This window comes from Priestia sp. GS2 (genome assembly GCF_036409025.1).
Lineage (GTDB): Bacteria > Bacillota > Bacilli > Bacillales > Bacillaceae_H > Priestia > Priestia aryabhattai_A.
In genome coordinates this window covers 3,051,360-3,068,290 of the sequence record NZ_JAZGJX010000001.1, presented here as the reverse complement: position 1 = coordinate 3,068,290, position 16,931 = coordinate 3,051,360, and the positions used below count along the sequence as shown (strand labels likewise).

Genomic DNA, 16,931 nt, shown 5'->3' with positions numbered 1-16,931 from the left:
CTAGCTTTTGCTAGCGGTTTTTTAATGATGATTTTCAACCGGTTCGTTTGGAACACCAGCTTCACCAAGTATAATAACAAGCAACGTGAATACCACGCTGATAATCGAAGCGGTTGCAAAATCAAACGCTTGACCAGACATAGAAGAAATAACGTATACAGACATGTTAATTAATAAAAATCCCCAAAATAAAGCAGCAATAACGCGCACAACTTTCACCCCATTCACAGTACAGTTTGACTTTATTTTATCATAGCGTTTACAAAGAAGAAATTGAATTTTTTATGAATAGTATTTTCTATTAAGTTTGTTTATACACAGAGCTCGTTTTTATTTTAAAAAAGTGTATACCTTATTGATAAACTCATGAATAAATAGGCATTCGAATCGGTCACATTGTGACGCTTTATCATAAGCTGTATGAAAGGAAAGTAGCTTTTTATACGGAGGATCAGTCATGATGCATCGGCGTTTTTTTAGTCTAGATACTCAATGGAATGTCGTACATGTACCAGAAAAGCCGAACGGTTTCGGTGTGTTAGTACTTGGTGATAAAGACCACTTTGTTGAAAGCTCTACAAGTCTTTGGATTCAGCACGGTGGCAGATCTCAACTGCTGCAATATTTACAAGATGAAGGCTATACTGTTTTTTATTCCAATTTATACGGACGCCATTGGGGCAGCCCGAAAGCAAACCGCTTAGCCAAACAGTTATATCACTTGATTATGAAACAAGAAATCTTAAATAAACGCATTCACATTTTGGCAGAAGGTATGGGGGCACTGCTCGCCATGCAATTAATGGAAGGCGGAGAAACGTTTATTCGATCGGTAGCTCTTTTGAATCCGTGTATTGATTTGCATACGCATGCTAGTCATGAGAAACAGAATAAATTTTTTTACAAGCAATTTACAAGAGATATGACGCTAGCCTATGATGTAGAGCGTAAACAAGTTACGAAAATGATTGCTCAGTATCCTACATGTGAACAACTAACGTCTACACTGCCTGTGAAAATTTGGACCACTGCTAATGAAGTGACTCACTATCCGCTTATTCACAGCAAGCAGTATGAGCAGCACCGCCTAAGCTTACAATCACCGATTTCATTGTCGCTTTATCTAATGGAAAAAAAATATCTGTTTGAACGTTCGCTTTTACAATTTTATAAACTAAATGAAAAAGTGTTATAAGGAGAGCTCCTATGATTATACATATCATAGGGGCTTTTTTTATGAATAAGACTGGGGGAGAAGAAATGGGGAATTGTGTAGTGATAGGAGCGAACCGTTTTTTGGGGTTCCACCTTTGTACGGCGCTGTTAGAAAATGGAGAAGAAGTGAGTGGATCTGTTCATAAAGCTCATAATTCTGAAACAAGTTTGCAAAATGAAATGGGGTTGCTGTTAGGACGGAATGCTAATTTTGAAAAGCGAACAGATCATGATGTTCTAGATATGATTACATTCGAAACAGATGCTGTATACTTTGCATACTTTGACGGTGGCGATTTTTATCATGATGATTTTTTACGAGAAGAGATGAACAATGCATATCAAACGCTGCGTGATGTAGTAAAAAAGTGCATTCAAACTCATACTAAGCTAATCTTGACATCATCTTTACGCGTATTTGGAAAAAAACAGTTAAAGGTAAGAGAAGAAACAAAACCTGAACCTGACAATAGTGAAGGGCGCCTCTTTCTCCAGTTTGAGCAGCTTATTAATAAGTATCGAGACAAGGGGTTAACGTGCATTATTGTCCGAATCCCCAGCTTGTATGGCCCGTGGCAGCCGCTTTCCATGTATTATTCACAGCTATTAAGTAACCAAAAGCCAGCGGATATAAGAGAAGGTACCGACTATATTGCGTATATTGAAGATGTTGTACCTGCCTTTTTAAAATGTAAAGAAGAAAAAACAAATGGAAATGAAGTAATTCACTTACTTGACCCCAAAATAGAAAAATGGGAGCATGGTGCACAGTTGCTGAATAAAGACTACGTGGAGGAAAATAATCGACACGAAGTTTACGAGTATAGTAAAAAAGCAAAAACACTTTTAAACTATGAAACAAAAACAACTTTAAAAGAGGGAATTCGCGCTCAAAGAAGGCATATGAGAACATTCTTTTAAAGATGTTCATGAGTGAGTAAAAGGAGAAGCTGTACTGGTTGTGCTTTTGCATAATAATCGCTAATATAAAATGTGAAACGAAAGAATAGATTTTTATTATGAAGGAGAAAGAATAATGGAACAACAAATGCAGTTTATGCAAATCGCAATGAAGTATTTACCAGAAGCAAAAGAGATTTTAGATCAAACAGGCGTAGAACTATCTATGGAGCATGTTCAACCAGTTCTGGGGCTTCTAACAAAAGTAATGAACGATGCTTATGAACTTGGTAAAGAAGACGCGTTAAAAGAACAGAATGAAAAATAACAGTCCAGAGTGGACTGTTATTTTTTGTCGAGGAAGCGATCAAGCAGTGGAGAAAGCTCCAGAAGCAGAGGAGCTAATTCATCGATTGAAACGATAATCTCATCGATTTGAGCAAGCAAGGATTCCCAGTCTACTTTTTCTTCCTCTTGCTTAGGAGAACGACCAAACATCACTTGTGAGAAAAAGTCAGGTGAGCGTCTGCGCGCCATGTTGGCTCATCCTTTCTTGGTAAGAGTAAAAACATTGCGTATAAACACTATATGTAGAAGCGATTAAATTCGACTAGGACAAACACCTATATAGACAAAAAATAAAAAATGAAGTAAAATTAGTACCAACTCATAATATTTGATTATATAAACTGTAAAAGATATAGAAACGATCATCTTAGTAGCGAGGATTGATCAAAAAGAGGCTGCTTTGTTCCATAAAGGCAGTCGTTAAGGTGTGTAGTTCCCACATCTTCTATAAAAGGAGTGAAGAGTATGAACGCTGGTGTAATTGGAATTGGACGCTATGTACCAGAAAAAATTTTAACAAACTTTGACCTTGAAAAAATGGTTGATACTTCAGATGAGTGGATTCGTACAAGAACGGGTATTCAGGAAAGACGAATCGCTGCAGACAATGAAGATACATCTGATTTAGCGTATAAAGCGGCAGTGAAGGCACTAGAAGATGCAAATATCTCAGCTGAAGATCTTGATATGATCATCGTCGCAACGGTAACACCAGACCAACCGTTTCCAACCGTTTCTTGTATGTTACAAGAAAAGCTAGGAGCGAAAAAAGCAGCAGCTTATGATGTGAGCGCAGCTTGTGCGGGCTTTATGTATGGCGTCATTACTGCAAAACAGTTCATTGAAACGAATGCTTATAAAAATGTCTTAGTGGTTGGTGTTGAAAAACTTTCAAAGATTACAGACTGGAACGATCGTAATACTGCCGTGTTATTTGGTGACGGTGCTGGCGCGGTTGTTGTTGGACCTGTATCAGAAGGTCGAGGCATTCTATCATTTGAACTAGGTTCAGATGGTACAGGTGGAAAGCACCTATATCAAAATGAACATGATCACATCATCATGAACGGCCGAGAAGTATTTAAATTTGCGGTACGTCAAATGGGTGAATCAGCTATTAATGTTCTTGATAAAGCTGGGTTATCAAAAGAAGATGTGGATTTCTTAATTCCACACCAAGCGAACATTCGTATTATGGAAGCATCAAGGCAGCGATTAGATTTACCAGAAGAAAAGATGTCAAAAACGATTCAGTACTACGGAAATACATCTGCTGCGTCAATTCCGATTTCAATTGTGCATGAGTTGGAGCAAGGTAAAATTAAAGATGATGATCTACTTGTAATGGTAGGTTTTGGCGGTGGCCTTACATGGGGGGCAATCGCAATTAGATGGGGAAGATAATTGTAGATAATTTTTTGAAGGAGATGAAGCTAACATGAGTAATAAACGTGTTGTTGTAACAGGTCTTGGAGCGGTAACGCCATTAGGAAATAACGTGGACACAACTTGGGAAAATGCAGTTGCAGGTGTATCAGGTATCGGTCCATTAACTCGCTTAAATCCAGAAGAATTTCCTGCCAAAGTAGCTGCGGAATTAAAAGATTTTAATGTTGAGGAGTTTATCGATAAAAAAGATGCACGCAAAATGGACCGCTTTACGCAGTATGCATTAGCAGCGTCTCTAATGGCAGTTAAAGATGCAGACTTAAACATCACAGATGAAATCGCACCAAACGTAGGAGTCTGGATTGGGTCTGGAATTGGTGGAATGGAAACGTTCGAAAACCAGTTTGAAACATTGCTTTCAAAAGGTCAGCGTCGCGTAAGTCCATTCTTTATTCCAATGATGATTCCGGATATGGCTACTGGTCAAGTATCGATTGCTCTAGGTGCAAAAGGCGTAAACTCTTGTACCGTGACGGCATGTGCAACTGGTACAAACTCAATCGGAGATGCGTTTAAAGTTATTCAGCGCGGAGATGCTGATGTGATGATTACGGGCGGAACAGAAGCGCCAATCACAAAGCTGTCAATCGCTGGTTTCTGTGCAAACAAAGCGCTATCCACTAATCCAGATCCAGAAAAAGCTTGTCGTCCTTTTGATAAAGACCGTGATGGCTTTATCATGGGTGAAGGTGCAGGAATTGTTGTATTGGAAGAGCTTGAACATGCGCTAGCACGCGGTGCACGCATATATGCAGAAATTGTTGGCTATGGTTCTACAGGCGACGCGCATCATATCACAGCGCCAGCTCCAGGAGGAGAAGGCGGCGTTCGCGCGATGAAAAAAGCCATCTCTGATGCAGGTCTTGAACCACAAGATATCAGCTACATCAATGCTCACGGTACAAGCACTGAGTACAACGACAAGTTTGAAACAATGGCGATTAAAGAAGTGTTTGGAGAGTATGCTAAATCAGTAGCAATCAGCTCGACAAAATCAATGACAGGTCATTTGCTAGGGGCAGCTGGTGGTGTCGAAGCAATCTTTAGCGTAAAAGCAATTGCTGATGGTATTATTCCACCAACAATCAATTATGTAACCCCTGATGAAGAGTGCGATTTAGACTATGTTCCAAATAAAGCTAGAAAGCAAGAAGTTAAGGCAGTATTAAGTAACTCTTTAGGCTTTGGCGGTCACAACGCAACAATTATCTTTAAAAAATATGAAGCTTAATTAAAAAACACAGCGGTTTAGCCGCTGTGTTTTTCTATGTCCATTCTTATAACTTTTCACCATTTGTTTGAATAACTTGCTTATACCAGTTGAATGAATCTTTTTTCAAGCGTTTCATTGAACCATTTCCGTCATTGTCACGATCGACATAAATCATACCGTAGCGCTTTTTCATTTCGCCTGTTGTAAAGGACACGATATCAATAATTCCCCAAGGTGTATATCCAAGTAAGTCCACTCCATCATACGTAACGGCTTTTTCAAGAGCTTCAATATGAGATTTTAAATAATCAATTCGCTGAGCGTCATGAATTGATCCATCTTCTTCTAGCGTATCGATAGCGCCAAAGCCATTTTCGACAATGAATAATGGGATTTGGTAGAGATCATAAAAGCGGTTTAACGTATATCTTAAGCCAGTAGGATCAATTGCCCAGCCCCAGTCACTTGACTCGATGTATGGATTTTCAACGCTGTTCGGTAATCCACCGTTCACAACGTCACCAGTATTGTCGTTTTGAACATCACTTTTTACAGTGGTAGACATATAGTAGCTAAATCCTAGATAATCAACTTTACCGTTCTTTAAAATCTCTGAATCTCCGTCTTCAAATGGAATATGATAGCCTTCTCTTTCGAATTCTTTTAAAGCATAGCTTGGATAATAACCGCGAACTTGAACATCTGGGAAGAAGTAGCGCTGTCTCATTTCTTCTTCAGCTAACATTACATCTTCTGGATTAGAAGAATAAGGGTAGATAGGAACATGTGAAACCATGGCACCAATTTGGAATTCAGGATTGATTTCTTTTCCTTTTGCCACAGCTAAAGCACTAGCTAATAGCTCATGGTGTCCAGCTTGATACATAATTTCTTTTGCGTTTTCTCCTTCTTTAACGATTACTCCTGAATTCGTCCATAAAAATAGGGGGTTATTCACGTCCATTTTGTTGTTGATTTCATTAAAAGTCATCCAATACTTCACTTTATGTTCATAACGTTTGAAGCATACTTCTGCGAATTTAGCAAAATGGTCAACTACTTTTCTGCTGCGGAATCCGCCGTATTCTCGCGCTAAATGAAGTGGCATTTCGAAATGAGATAGAGTGATAACAGGTTCAATACCGTGTTTTAGTAGTTCATCAAAAACGTTATCATAAAATGCTAATCCTTCTTCATTTGGCTCTTCTTCATCACCACAAGGGAAGATGCGACTCCATCCAATTGATGTGCGAAGGCATTTTAAGCCCATTTCAGCAAATAAAGCGATATCTTCTTTGTAACGATGGTAAAAATCAATCGCTTCATGATTTGGATAAAACTCATTTTCTTCAACTTTGTCAGTAATTCGACGCGGTACGCCATGTGCGCCCGCTGTTAAGACATCCACAACGCTCGGTCCTTTGCCTCCGGCGTTCCACCCACCTTCAAATTGATGCGCAGCTAAAGCGCCTCCCCATAAAAAGTTCTTTGGCATGTTCTTCATTGTTATTTCCTCCTTATTTCACAATGGTAAATAGGTTTGTTGTTACTGTGCTGGATTGAACATCTTCAGCAATGACTTTTTTATAAGCATGTGAATTTGTAATGATGATTGGCGTAATCGTTTTTAAGTTTGCTTGTTTAATAGATTCAAGGTCAAATTCAGCTATTAAATCGCCCTTTTTTACTTTATCTCCATCTTTAACATGTAAAGTAAACGGTTGTCCGTCTAGGGTTACAGTATCTAGACCGATATGAATCAAAAGTTCAATACCGCTGTCTGAACGAAGGCCTATAGCGTGCTTTGATGGTGCAATCATGATAACAGCACCGTCAAATGGAGCAACAAGTTTGTTATCAGAAGGTTCAATTGCTATTCCTTCACCCATGGCACCAGAGCTGAATACTTCGTCAGGAACTTGTGATAAAGGAATGACTTTTCCGGTCATTGGGCTCGTCATTTCTTCATCTTTATTCATTGTTTGACTGTCTGAAGCGGCTGCTACCTCTTGATTTTCAATAGCATTGCTGTCCGCACCGTCTGTTGCAGTATCTTCACCAAAACCAAAAATTTGAATAAGAACAATTGGCATAATAATTGCGATAGCACTTCCAATTAAAATTCCCCAAATGGAACTTGGGTAGTCTGAACTGATACCATTTACAAGTGTTAGAGGACCTGGTAAACCTGCATATGCAAAATAATATGGATTAAAAAAGCTTGCTACAACCGCTCCGGTCGCACCTGATAAGCATCCAAAAATAAATGGCTTTTTAAAGCGAAGGTTAACTCCATAAATGGCCGGCTCTGTGATACCAAAAATACCTGTAATGCCAGCAGAGACACCTACTTTTTTCACTTCCTGACTTTTTGCTTTTAAGAATACCCCAAGTACAGCACCAACCTGAGCAATAACCGCAATGGTTTGATATGCTTGGAAAGAATCTCTGCCGTATTGATCGAAGTTAGCCAGCACCATTGGCGTTACACCCCAATGGACGCCAAAAATAACGATTGCTTGCCAAAAACCTCCGATAATTGCTCCGGCTAAAGCAGGGACATTTTCTGCTAAAAAGTTGTATCCGTTTGCAATTCCATTAGCTCCCATTGTTGAAGCTGGACCAATTAACAAGATTGTTAGAGGAACCATGATGACCATGCACAGCAATGGTACAAATAATGGTCGAACGATAACGTTAATTTGCTTATTTAAGAACTTCTCAACATAAGACAAAATCCAAACTAAAAATAACGGTGGTAAAACAGAAGACGTATACACAGTTTCTGTTAAAGGTAAATTTAAAAACGTAATAGTATTCCCGTCTGCGATGCTTGCTGCCATTTCTGCCCATGTCGGACTAACGAGCGCAGCGCAACAAGCAACTGCAATATACATGTTTGTTTTAAAATGCTTGGATGCGGTAATGGCAATAAAGATTGGTAGAAAAGTGAATGGGGCCCAAGATAAAAAGCTCAATACTTGGTAAGTCCCGGTCGCGGCAAAGCTTTCCCAAGCCAAGTTAACTAAAATAAGCGTCCCTTGCAAAATACCCGCAGCAGCCAAAATATAAATAAAAGGTGCGAATACTGCGGACATAGTCGCAATAATTCGGTTTAAAATAGTTCCTTTATTCTCCTGAGATTCTTCATTTGTTTCAATATTGACTAAGCCGATAAATTCGTCATATACTTCCCCGACGTGTTGACCAATAACCACTTGAAATTGTCCGCTGTTTTCAACGACTGTAATAACGCCAGGCATTGCAGCAACCTTACGCTTAGCATCTGATTGCGATCGTTTTAATACAATTCGAAGCCGAGTTGCGCAGCGAGTCGCGCTAATGATGTTATCTTCACCACCAACTGCTTCCACAATATCTCCTGCAAGCTTACGGTAATCTCTTATTTTTCCCCCCATATAAATCTCCCTTTCGATTTAGTATACGCTTACATTATAATTGTATCGATACAATTTATCAATACATAAATAATTATATTGTATATATATAATGGGTGGAGTAATTCTTTTTTCTTTTATGATATAATTGTCGTACAATAAATTTAGAAAAAATATTTTGGGTAAGAACTTTACTAAAGCTTGTGGAAAATAGTCTAAGTTAAAGAGGAATGTTGTATGGTTAAGTATCAACAAATTGCAATTCACATTGAAAAGTATATTGAAGAGAATAAGCTTCAACAGGGAGATAAGCTGCCGGTATTAGAAGATTTAATGACAAAGTTTACCGTTAGCAAGAGCACAATTACTAAAGCATTGGATTTATTAGAGAAAAAAGGCGTTGTGTTTCAAGTTCGAGGGAGCGGTATTTTTGTAAGAAGACATAGACGAAAAGGCTATATTAGTTTGCTTTCAAATCAAGGGTTTACAAGTGAATTAGAAGGTTTTCGTTTAACATCTGAAGTCTTGGAGTTAGAAGTAAGAAAACCAACTCAAGAGGTAGCACTTAACTTAAATATTGATGTAGAGGAAGATGTTTACTATATCAAGCGAATTCGTTATATCAATGGGCAAGCGTTATGTTTGGAAGAGTCTTTTTATAATAAAAACATTGTTACATATTTGAATAAAGAGATTGTATCAGAGTCTATTTTTAACTATCTTCAAGAAGCATTGGGATTAAGGATTGGATTTTCAGATTTGTACGTGCATGTTGGGAAGCTAACAGAAGAGGTAGCTCATCATTTAAAACTTTACAAGGATGATCCCGCAATGTCTATTGAAACTGTGTTTCATTTAGCAAATGGTCAGCCTTTCGATTTTTCAAAGGTAACGTATAACTATCAGCAATCCCAGTTCTTTATTCAAGCAACTACTCATATTTTTTAAGATGAAAAGAGGCTGGTACATAAGTAATTCAGCTAATGATAAACCTAAGCGATTGAGAGTTTCTCACTTTTATTCGTTTAGGTTTTTTATTGGTTGTGAAAATGATTTTGGAAACACAGAGGAATGAAGCGAGCGGCCGTAGTGCAATGAAACAAACATGTTCTGACAACGTAAAGAAGTGAGAAAAGGGAGTCTTCGTCTGGTTGAAGATTTGTTTTGTTATATCCCAGCTTCTTTTTTATGCTTAAATATAGAGACCAAAAAAACGTCTACTACATAAGATGAAAGCGACAGTAATTTAAATTGAAGGTGATATAATGCCGATTGTCGCTACGTTAAAATGGACAAATGAAAAGGAAGTTGTGACCCGCCTTGAACGCTATTTTAAAGGTTTATCAAAAGACAAATTCTTAGATGTTTTAGTCGGATATGGGATGTGTCCACCTTCATCAACCTTCATGAGTGAATTGAAAAAAATAGGGGAAAGGCGTACTCTATGGAAAAAGATAAAGAGAAAATTTGAACTCTTGAAGCATGAGTGGGGAGGGCCAGATATACCGGTATTTTTGCTGCCCAGCAATCCTCATAATCATAAAATGCAAAGGGAATTTCATGGTAGAGCAGGAGTAGCGTTTACAGATAAAATCTTCGTACTGCTCACTACTCAAACGACTGATGAAGAAGTCCTCTCTGTTTTGACACATGAATATCATCATGCTTGTCGGTTAATGCAGATGAAAAAAAGTGATCGAACTATTACGTTGTTAGATGCTATGCTGATGGAAGGCTTAGCTGAATTGGCCGTAAACGAGTATTGTGGAAAAGCATATCTAGCGCCTTGGACAGCTTATTATACGTATGAAGAAGTAAAAAGGTTTTGGAACAAGTATGTAGAGGAATATATAAAATTAACACCTCGTGATAAAAAATACGATGATTTATTATATGGTCATAAGTGGTACCCAACAATGCTAGGGTACAATATCGGCTATCAAATGATTAACAAAATATCTCAGCAGTTTGGATATAACACAAAACAATTTTTTCAGCTTACATCAGAAGAAATTTTAAGTAAATCAACTTTTTAAAATGAAATCGATATATGTGTTTGTCAGAAGGTCTGACAAACACATTATATAATAGTAGAAACTTGAAAAAAGAAAGAAAATAACGATACAAAAAGCTTTGAAAAAATTAGAAAGAAAATAGTATGTTTTGGAATAAAACTTCCTTTGTCTGCCTATACTGAGGGGTAACAAACAGTTAGTAAGTGAGGGGTAAAAAATGCTATATCTTCATGATGTATGGGTTAATTGGTTTGAAGGCGAAGAAAATGGTTACAATGTTTGTCATTTTCATGAATGGCGAAAAGATGATTGTGTGGAGTTGCTAGATCAAGCGCCGTTGTTAAAAGTAAGTCCTTTATTATTCAGTTATATTGAAAATGATCTTTCCGAATTACCTCAACAGTTACTACAAGATGTTTATCAAAAAGCTTATATTCGGAAAAATCATGAGCGTACGCAAGTAGAGTATTGCTTTATTGTAACAGATGGAACGAATATCCTGGCAGTAGATACAATGGGGTATCAAATTCCAATTCGTAAAAGCAGGCTTATTCCAAGACAGGAACAGCTGGTGTATGAAATGATTGCTGATCAAGAAGTAATCGATTATAAATTTACAGAATCTGAATTGGTGGGCAAAGAATATCATATTTTATCGCCATCACCTGTAACAATGAGTGGGTTAACTCGAAAAGAGCGTCAGTTAAAACAGCTGTTGTTTATGGCATTAGATCAATTACATACAACGAAAAACACAGCTCAAATTCGCTATTGGTATACAGAGTGGAATCCAACGGAATACGAAGAAATTCAAATTATGTCATTTGAAGACGTCTGGTCCAAGCTCTATGAAGAAACAAAGCGAGGATGGTCATCAAAGCACAGGCAATTATGTGAGCATCTAATTAAAGGACAACCTTTCTTTGAAAAGCTTTGGGAAATTGAGCAAGAGCCAAAAGTAAATTAAAAAAGCTGTGCAGGTTTTCCTGCACAGCTTTTTTATCATGTGTTTTATCGTTTGCGTCCTAGTCCCATAGCATTGCGCATTTTACGCAACATTTTATTAGCTACGAAATTCGCTTTTTCAGCACCAGCATCTAGTATCTGGTCTAACTCTTCTGAATCAATTAGTTCATAGTAACGCTGCTGAATCGGTGCAAGTGCTTCTACAACAACTTTTGCTGTGTCCGCTTTAAAGTCACCGTATCCTTTTCCATCATACATTCTTTCGATTTCCTCAATCGATACATTTCCAAGGATTGAATAAATACTCATTAAGTTTGAAATTCCAGGCTTGTTTTCTTTGTCAAAACGTACGATGCCTTCTGAATCCGTAACAGCACTTTTAATTTTCTTTTCAATAACTTTTGGCTCATCCAGAATGGTAATGAACGCTTTTTGGTTTGGATCTGATTTACTCATTTTTTTCGTTGGTTCTTGAAGAGACATCACACGCGCTCCTACCTTCGGAATGCGCACTTCAGGAATTGTAAAGATATCATTGTATTTTTTGTTGAAGCGTTCAGCTAAGTCGCGCGTTAATTCTAAATGCTGCTTCTGGTCCTCACCAACAGGTACTAGATCTGTTTTGTATAGTAAGATATCGGCTGCCATCAAAGGTGGGTAAGTTAATAATCCTGCTGAAACAGCTTCTTTTCCAGCAGATTTATCTTTGAACTGCGTCATGCGCTCAAGCTCACCGATATAAGCAACGCATTGAAGCATCCATCCCGCTTCAGTGTGAGCTGGAACTTCTGATTGAATAAACAGCGTTGACTTTGTTGGATCGATACCAACTGCAATGTAAAGCGCAGCCAGGCTACGAATATTTTTTCGTAGAGCGAGTCTATCTTGCGGTACTGTAATGGCATGCTGGTCAACAATACAAAAATGACAGTTATAGTCATCTTGTAGCTCGACAAATTGTTTCATTGCTCCGATATAGTTTCCTAGTGTAATTGTACCGCTTGGCTGTATGCCTGAAAAAATAGTTTGCATAGCGTACTTCCTTTCTTTTTTTGAAAATAAAAAAGGTTTATGCAAGCCTAGCCGGAGCTAGGGACGCATAAACCGTGGTACCACCCTAATTAGATTACAAAGTAATCATCTTCATTTACATAACGCCAATTAGCGTTCAAGCTTTGCACTTGAAAGCTCCAAAGTCCATTCCATAGGCTTCACTGTTTGTTTACACCAACCACAAACTCTCTAAAAATGAAGGAACTATGTACTATTCTTTTTCATCGCTTTACAGTATGAAATTTTTCAGTTTGTAGTCCATTATAACGCGATTTTTAAAAAAATTAAACCGAAATCCTAAAAAAAAACATTTGCAAGTAAATCATTTTATGCTATATTTTTTGTAACATTATTGCAATATCTATTCTACAAAAAAGATTTTAGATGTCTGACAAGAAGTCATAATCCTCATAAAACCGGCTTTTGTAGGGTGTATCAAAAAAATACCAGTAAATAATAGTATTGCAATAAATTTTTAAAATATTTATAATAGGCGTAACAAACATATTTTTTACAAAGATATTACAATATCTTAATTTTTCAGAAAATATAAAATAGAAAATGTTTTATTACAACTAAGTAGCACGTCTTTTCTTACTAAATGGCATACATATAAACGCATGTACCACCGTTTTAAGAATTAAGGCATTCTTTTTGCTACAGGGGCTTTAATGCTCTACCAGGTGAAAAACTTTCTGACTATTTTGTATTGAAAAATGATTAAAAATTATGTTTGTCAGTCATACAATTCCAATGGGGGGTAAGATTCAATGAAGAAAAGATTATCCATTCTTTTCAGCATGCTGCTGGTAATGAGTCTTTTCTTGGCTGCGTGTGGATTCGGCGGTAGCGATTCTGGTAGCAGCAAAGACAAAGAAGGTGGAAGTGGCGACGGCTCAAAAGAGCAAGCACTTCGCGTAAACATTAACACAGAACCATTCTCTTTAAATCCAGGTTTAGCAAACGATAGCGTATCTGGTAACGTATTACGTCAAACATTTGAAGGTTTAACTCGTTTAGATAAAGACGGGAAGCCTACAGAAGCAATGGCAGAGTCAATCGATGTAAGTGAGGATAAATTAACTTACACATTCAAAATCCGTGAAGATGCAAAATGGACAAACGGTGACCCTGTAACAGCACAAGATTTCGAATATGCTTGGAAATGGGTTTTAGATGCTAAGAACGAATCACAATATGCTGAAATGATGTACTACTTAAAAGGTGGAGAAGCAGCACACAAAGGTGAAGGAAGCATCGATGATGTCGGTGTTAAAGTCGTAGATGATAAAACTTTAGAGGTAACGTTAGATCACGTAACTCCATATTTCTTAGAGTTAACAGCATTCTATACGTACTTCCCTGTTAACAAAAAAGTTGCTGAAGCAAACGACAAATGGTACACAGATGCTGGTGAGAACTACGTATCAAACGGACCATTCAAAATGACTGAGTGGAAGCACAACGATGAAATCGTATTAGAAGCAAACGACACTTACTGGGATAAAGACACAGTAAAACTTGAAAAAATCAATATGTATATGATTAACGATCCAAATACTGGACTTTCAATGTTTGATAAAGGTGAACTTGATTGGGCTGGTAGTCCATTAGGTACATTACCTACTGATGCAATTCCTCAGTTAAAAGAAAAAGGTAACCTGAATATTGAAGTGAAAACGGGTACTTACATGTACAAGTTTAACACTCAAGAAAAAGCTTTAAGTAATGCAAAAGTTCGTAAGGCATTAACTTACGCAATTGATCGTAAAGCGATTGTAGAAAACGTTACAAAAGCTGAGCAAGTTCCAGCATTAGCAATGGTTCCACCACAAGCATATGGTGATGAAAAGAACGAACTATTCAAAGATGCTGATGTTAAAGAAGCGAAAAAACTTCTTGACGAAGGTTTAAAAGAACTAGGTATGTCTGAATTACCTGCAATTAAGGTTTCTTATAATACTGATGAAGGCCACCAAAAGATTGCACAAGCAATCCAAGATATGTGGAGCAAAAACTTAGGTATAAAAGTTGAACTAAATAACCAAGAGTGGAACGTATACATTGATGAGTTACAAAAAGGTAACTATCAAGTTGGACGTATGGGCTGGATTGGTGACTTCAACGATCCAATTACATTCTTAGAAATGTTCAAAGATAAAGACGGTGGAAACAACGATACGTTCTGGGAAAATGCAGAGTATAAAAAGCTAATTGATGCTTCTCGCGGTGAAACAGACGTTGAGAAACGCTTAGACATCTTAAAACAAGCAGAAAAAATCTTAATGGATGAAATGCCAGCGGCACCAATCTATTACTATACTGATTCTTGGGTTCAAGATGAAAGCTTAAAAGATGTTGTTGTACTATCTACAGGTGATATCCAGTTAAAATGGGCTCACTTTGAGTAATAACTAGTTTTCACAAGTATATGGGGGTGATTCCTTACCCCCATATACTTTTCTGTTTAAAGAGCGAAAAATGTTAAATTATGGAGGTGTTTGTCGATGCTTAAATATATTAGTAAACGTTTGTTGTACATGTTCCTATCGCTTTTCCTTATTGTTTCAGCAACGTTCTTCTTAATGAGAGCAGCACCTGGGGGACCATTCTCAGCAGAGAAAAAGCTTCCACCAGAAATTCAAGCAAACCTAAATGAATTCTACGGGTTTGATCAACCACTATATGTTCAATACTTCGACTATCTAAAATCTGTTGCAACCCTTGATTTCGGACCATCGTTTAAATACAAAGGTCAAACAGTTAATGATCTAATTAGCAACGGTTTTCCAGTTTCTTTTATGCTAGGAATGGAAGCTATTTTATTAGCGCTTGCACTTGGAGTGCTGTTAGGAGTCATTTCGGCTTTAAAACATAATAAATGGCAGGACTACACGGCGATGATTATTGCAGTGCTTGGAATATCGGTACCAAGCTTTATCATGGCAACAGCATTACAATATTTCCTGGCTATGAAATTAGGGATTTTTCCGGTTGCGCGTTGGGAATCATGGGCACATACATTTTTGCCAGCCCTCGCTTTAGCATCTACTCCAATGGCGTTCATCGCAAGGTTAACGCGTTCCAGTATGCTTGAAGTTCTGAGTAATGATTATATTCGAACAGCAAAAGCAAAAGGTTTAAGTAAATCAGTTATTACGGTGAAGCATGCAATGCGAAACGCTATGCTACCAGTTGTTTCTTACATTGGACCACTGACAGCAGGTATTTTAACAGGAAGTTTCGTTATTGAAAAAATCTTTGGTATTCCAGGCTTAGGCCTTCACTTCGTAACAAGCATTACAAACCGTGACTACACGGTTATCATGGGCGTAACGGTCTTCTATAGTATCTTATTATTAGCGTCTGTTTTAATCGTTGATATCCTATACGGATTAATTGATCCACGTATTAAGCTAAGCGGCGGAAAGAAAGGAGCGTAACGAGCGATGCAACAAATTCCAAAAAATATGTTTGAACCAGCATCAGTTGATGCAAACGAAGCAGAGAAGATTTCAAAGCCAAGTTTATCATTTTGGAAAGATGTAGGCTTGCGCTTTCGAGAAAATAAATTAGCGATGTTTGGTGTTATATTACTAGCCTTATTAGTATTCATGGCAATTTTCGGGCCGATGATGACGCCTTATGATTACAAAACAAATGACTTAATGAATACGAACCAACCACCTTCATCAGAACATTGGTTTGGAACAGATGACCTTGGTCGTGATGTGTTTACAAGAACATGGGAAGGTGCGCGTATCTCGTTATTTATCGGTTTATCTGCGGCTTTAATTGATTTATTCATCGGTGTTATTTGGGGAAGTATTTCTGGATATCGCGGTGGACGTACAGATGAAGCAATGATGCGTTTTGCAGATATTTTATACGGTGTTCCATATTTGCTTCTTGTTATTCTTTTAATGGTTGTATTAGAGCAAGGTTTAGGTACAATGATTCTTGCGATGACCATCACTGGATGGATTAACATGGCACGTATCGTTCGTGGACAAGTACTACAGTTGAAAAACCAAGAGTACGTGATGGCAGCTCAAACGCTTGGAGCAGATACAAAACGAATTTTATTTAAGCACTTAATTCCAAACTCGATGGGACCAATTTTGGTAACAATGACGTTAACAATTCCATCAGCAATTTTTACAGAAGCTTTCTTAAGTTATTTAGGACTAGGTGTTCCTGCACCTCTTGCAAGTTGGGGAACAATGGCTTCTGATGGATTACCAGCATTAGAATACTATCCATGGCGTTTATTCTTCCCAGCAACGTTTATCTGCTTAACAATCTTAGCATTTAACGTAATTGGTGACGGACTGCGCGATGCATTAGATCCAAAACTACGTAAGTAAGGAAGTG

General features: G+C 37.7%; 16 protein-coding genes and 1 other annotated feature. Of the genes, 11 read left to right on the top strand and 5 right to left on the bottom strand.

Annotated features, from left to right (window positions below):
- Nucleotides 1-21 precede the first annotated feature (21 nt).
- Nucleotides 22-210 carry a YjzD family protein gene (locus V2145_RS15585; RefSeq protein ID WP_094912834.1) on the bottom strand — a complete coding sequence of 63 codons (189 nt, stop codon included), beginning with the start codon at nt 208-210 and terminating at the stop codon, nt 22-24.
- A 247-nt stretch (nt 211-457) separates the two neighbouring features.
- On the opposite strand from V2145_RS15585, the gene V2145_RS15580 reads away from it, so the two are divergent.
- From V2145_RS15580 to V2145_RS15570, 3 genes are all read left to right on the top strand, one after another.
- A complete protein-coding gene (locus tag V2145_RS15580; RefSeq protein WP_330987994.1) occupies nt 458-1,195 on the top strand; it encodes an alpha/beta hydrolase in 738 nt (245 codons plus the stop codon).
- 41 nt (nt 1,196-1,236) lie between these two features.
- Nucleotides 1,237-2,136: an NAD-dependent epimerase/dehydratase family protein gene (locus V2145_RS15575; RefSeq protein WP_256993398.1), complete on the top strand. Its 900-nt coding sequence runs from the start codon at nt 1,237-1,239 to the stop codon at nt 2,134-2,136.
- A gap of 115 nt (nt 2,137-2,251) precedes the next feature.
- The gene (locus tag V2145_RS15570) at nt 2,252-2,443 is read left to right on the top strand and encodes a ComZ family protein (RefSeq protein WP_179289286.1); all 192 of its coding nucleotides are present in this window, start codon (nt 2,252-2,254) and stop codon (nt 2,441-2,443) included.
- Nucleotides 2,444-2,460: 17 nt separating this feature from the next.
- Here the strand turns inward: V2145_RS15570 and V2145_RS15565 are convergent, their stop codons facing one another.
- Entirely contained in the window at nt 2,461-2,652 is a 192-nt protein-coding gene (locus V2145_RS15565) for a hypothetical protein (protein ID WP_094912832.1), read from the bottom strand.
- Nucleotides 2,653-2,928: 276 nt separating this feature from the next.
- Here V2145_RS15565 and V2145_RS15560 point away from each other — a divergent pair, with 276 nt between their 5' ends.
- Nucleotides 2,929-3,867, top strand: coding sequence for a beta-ketoacyl-ACP synthase III (locus tag V2145_RS15560; RefSeq protein ID WP_210610962.1), 939 nt, complete (start codon nt 2,929-2,931; stop codon nt 3,865-3,867).
- Between the two features lie 34 nt (nt 3,868-3,901).
- Nucleotides 3,902-5,143: a beta-ketoacyl-ACP synthase II gene (gene fabF / locus V2145_RS15555; protein ID WP_094912830.1), complete on the top strand. Its 1,242-nt coding sequence runs from the start codon at nt 3,902-3,904 to the stop codon at nt 5,141-5,143.
- A 46-nt stretch (nt 5,144-5,189) separates the two neighbouring features.
- On the opposite strand, the gene bglA is transcribed toward fabF, so the two are convergent.
- Nucleotides 5,190-6,629 (bottom strand): 6-phospho-beta-glucosidase BglA, encoded by a 1,440-nt coding sequence (bglA, locus tag V2145_RS15550; RefSeq protein ID WP_330987993.1) that lies wholly within the window; start codon nt 6,627-6,629, stop codon nt 5,190-5,192.
- Nucleotides 6,630-6,642: 13 nt separating this feature from the next.
- The gene (locus V2145_RS15545) at nt 6,643-8,544 is read right to left on the bottom strand and encodes a beta-glucoside-specific PTS transporter subunit IIABC (RefSeq protein WP_131887355.1); all 1,902 of its coding nucleotides are present in this window, start codon (nt 8,542-8,544) and stop codon (nt 6,643-6,645) included.
- 216 nt (nt 8,545-8,760) lie between these two features.
- Here V2145_RS15545 and V2145_RS15540 point away from each other — a divergent pair, with 216 nt between their 5' ends.
- The 3 genes from V2145_RS15540 (at nt 8,761) to V2145_RS15530 (ending at nt 11,505) form a co-directional block, all read left to right on the top strand.
- Entirely contained in the window at nt 8,761-9,471 is a 711-nt protein-coding gene (locus tag V2145_RS15540) for a GntR family transcriptional regulator (RefSeq protein ID WP_094912827.1), read from the top strand.
- Nucleotides 9,472-9,788: 317 nt separating this feature from the next.
- Nucleotides 9,789-10,559, top strand: coding sequence for a DUF2268 domain-containing protein (locus tag V2145_RS15535; protein ID WP_311859292.1), 771 nt, complete (start codon nt 9,789-9,791; stop codon nt 10,557-10,559).
- Between the two features lie 196 nt (nt 10,560-10,755).
- The gene (locus V2145_RS15530; protein ID WP_094913054.1) at nt 10,756-11,505 is read left to right on the top strand and encodes a YjbA family protein; all 750 of its coding nucleotides are present in this window, start codon (nt 10,756-10,758) and stop codon (nt 11,503-11,505) included.
- A 44-nt stretch (nt 11,506-11,549) separates the two neighbouring features.
- On the opposite strand, the gene trpS is transcribed toward V2145_RS15530, so the two are convergent.
- Entirely contained in the window at nt 11,550-12,536 is a 987-nt protein-coding gene (gene trpS, locus V2145_RS15525) for a tryptophan--tRNA ligase (protein WP_025908155.1), read from the bottom strand.
- A 56-nt stretch (nt 12,537-12,592) separates the two neighbouring features.
- Nucleotides 12,593-12,791 (bottom strand) — a binding site (T-box leader).
- A 536-nt stretch (nt 12,792-13,327) separates the two neighbouring features.
- Between trpS and V2145_RS15520 the strand changes: the two genes are divergently transcribed.
- The 3 genes from V2145_RS15520 to V2145_RS15510 all read left to right on the top strand — a co-directional run bounded on the left by V2145_RS15520 (nt 13,328) and on the right by V2145_RS15510 (nt 16,924).
- Nucleotides 13,328-14,968 carry a peptide ABC transporter substrate-binding protein gene (locus tag V2145_RS15520; RefSeq protein WP_311859289.1) on the top strand — a complete coding sequence of 547 codons (1,641 nt, stop codon included), beginning with the start codon at nt 13,328-13,330 and terminating at the stop codon, nt 14,966-14,968.
- Nucleotides 14,969-15,064: 96 nt separating this feature from the next.
- Entirely contained in the window at nt 15,065-16,000 is a 936-nt protein-coding gene (locus tag V2145_RS15515; protein ID WP_131887352.1) for an ABC transporter permease, read from the top strand.
- A 6-nt stretch (nt 16,001-16,006) separates the two neighbouring features.
- On the top strand, nt 16,007-16,924 hold the full coding sequence (locus tag V2145_RS15510) for an ABC transporter permease (RefSeq protein ID WP_131887351.1): 918 nt from the start codon (nt 16,007-16,009) through the stop codon (nt 16,922-16,924).
- Nucleotides 16,925-16,931: the final 7 nt, after the last annotated feature.